This is a genomic window from Endozoicomonas sp. SESOKO3 (assembly GCF_024606255.1).
In genome coordinates this window covers 1-1944 of sequence record NZ_JAHHPR010000078.1, presented here as the reverse complement: position 1 = coordinate 1944, position 1944 = coordinate 1, and the positions used below count along the sequence as shown (strand labels likewise).

General features: G+C 43.2%; 1 protein-coding gene. It reads left to right on the top strand.

Annotated elements, in window-relative coordinates:
* Positions 1-818 precede the first annotated feature (818 nt).
* Positions 819-1709, top strand: a complete 891-nt coding sequence (locus KDK18_RS01290; protein ID WP_257252628.1) for a hypothetical protein — start codon at positions 819-821, stop codon at positions 1707-1709.
* Positions 1710-1944: the final 235 nt, after the last annotated feature.

Sequence of the window (1944 nt, the reverse complement as noted above, 5' to 3'; positions counted from 1 at the left end):
CAGTAAAACAGCAGTTGTCAAGACGGATATTTCAGAAACCAAGAAGAACAGGCATGAAGTATCATAACAGCTTTTCCAATAGTTGCTCAGGGTAATTTCCCCTCACCCGTTCCAGAGAGCCGTCGATCGTCATAATGGCGACTCCAGAACCAGAACGCTATCTTGCCGGACCAACTTGTTGTCATGATGTTCGCTCAACTTGCGGCGAGTCTCTGTTCACGATCTGGTCGAACCTCTGACGACTATGTCTGGAACTACGAGATGACCTGTCAGGGTGCACATTTTGTTGGCAGGATGAAGTCTTCTACTCTTGATGAAGTCCTTAGCACCCGCCCGAAGAGCAACAGAAGATTTCATCTTAAAAGATCAGATTATCAAACTCTCTTCTGAGAAGGGTAAAAAGGCCTGCCCAACGTATCTCTGACGGATCAAAACACTTCGATAGGAAGACGACAAAATCCTGATTTTTATCAGTAAAGACCTTGATCGGCATACACATCAGCTGGAGTTGTCCTGACTTTGTGCTTATCAGCCACGTGCAGTCCTGCAAAATACTCCTTGCAAAGCCAAACGATAGGGATGAATGTCGAAAGCTTAAGCGACATCATTCACCCTTTTTTTGGGTTTAAACATTCGAACAGCAGATATTTTTTTAAATTCGTTGATGTAGTGACGAGTTTTTTCCCAGTACTGTAAGCAAGCATATAGCTCACGTTTCGGTTGGAATTTGAGTGTCCAACACAATAGGGAAAGTTCACAGTCTCCAGATTTTTTTGTCATATTTAGCTGATCACATATAGACTGGATAAGGTTTTTGTATGGCATTCGGTGCCTATATGTCGTTTATTTATGAAGCCAAAATATTACCCTATTACTTTAGAATACTAGTTACTCTAACTTTCACATTTTTAGATGTATGCCCCATCTGTATGGCGGGTACAGATATGGTTCCCCCCCCCCCAACGCCCCCACCATCAGGAGGAGCATGCAACGGTAATGGTCGGGCCCCCTACAACTGGCAACAGCGCTGGATCAGAGTTGGGGAACGAACATTTTATCTGCATGCCGAAGATGAAGAAATACTTCAGTTACTTTCGCAACAACTTGAGCAGCAGCGTAATGCAGGGGCGCTTCTCCCTGGTGGCATGAATTGGATTGCTAACCTTTATCCAAGTGAATGGATACCGCGACTAATAAGAAGACTGATGATACGCTATCCAAATGGAGTCACTATCTTTTCAGCCGGTGCCTGTTTTGCCGGAATGATAGCATATTGCAGATATAGAGGAATAAGTGGCCCGTTGAGTCCGTTACTACAAGGTGCAGGTTCAGCGGCTCTCGCACACATGATGTTTTTTGTAAATCTATGCCCTTCTTCATTGCAACGACCTTTAATAGTTGGTTCCGTAGGTGCCTCTGTAACTAATACGATTTGTAGAAATGCCCTTGCTTATCATCGCTCAATATTACAGTCACACAGGACTACAGTTCTATACCCCCAAGTTATTATTCTGGCAACACAGCAAGGTCAAAGTCAGATATTAAATTCTGATCAAGATATAATTGTACAAGCAAACGCAATCGATCCCGATGATGATCAGAATATTGATGATACGCAACATAGTTCGCTCCAAACTTCAAAAGGAGTACCGACAAACTGTCTGAGACGAGCATATCCTTGGCTCATGTCTCTTTTTTACCATCGATAATTGAATCTCAAGGAACATAACGAATCTCTAGAATCACTTCCTAAATATCATTTTAACTTCATTTACAAAAGATTTAAAAACTCCGGCTAAGTCGGTGGATGTGCGAAGCACCGGGAAGAACTGGTATTTTTTTAGTGCATCGTGAAAACCCACGTCCTATCGACATGGTCATGAATGGTTGCACGGCAAAATCATGAAAGTGCCTGCCCAGCAAGGACTTCAGCCAGATAGCGTG

Bases quoted from the DNA above. Each gene is read 5' to 3' on its own strand.
- KDK18_RS01290 (WP_257252628.1), top strand. From the start codon at position 819: ATGGCATTCGGTGCCTATATGTCGTTTATTTATGAAGCCAAAATATTA.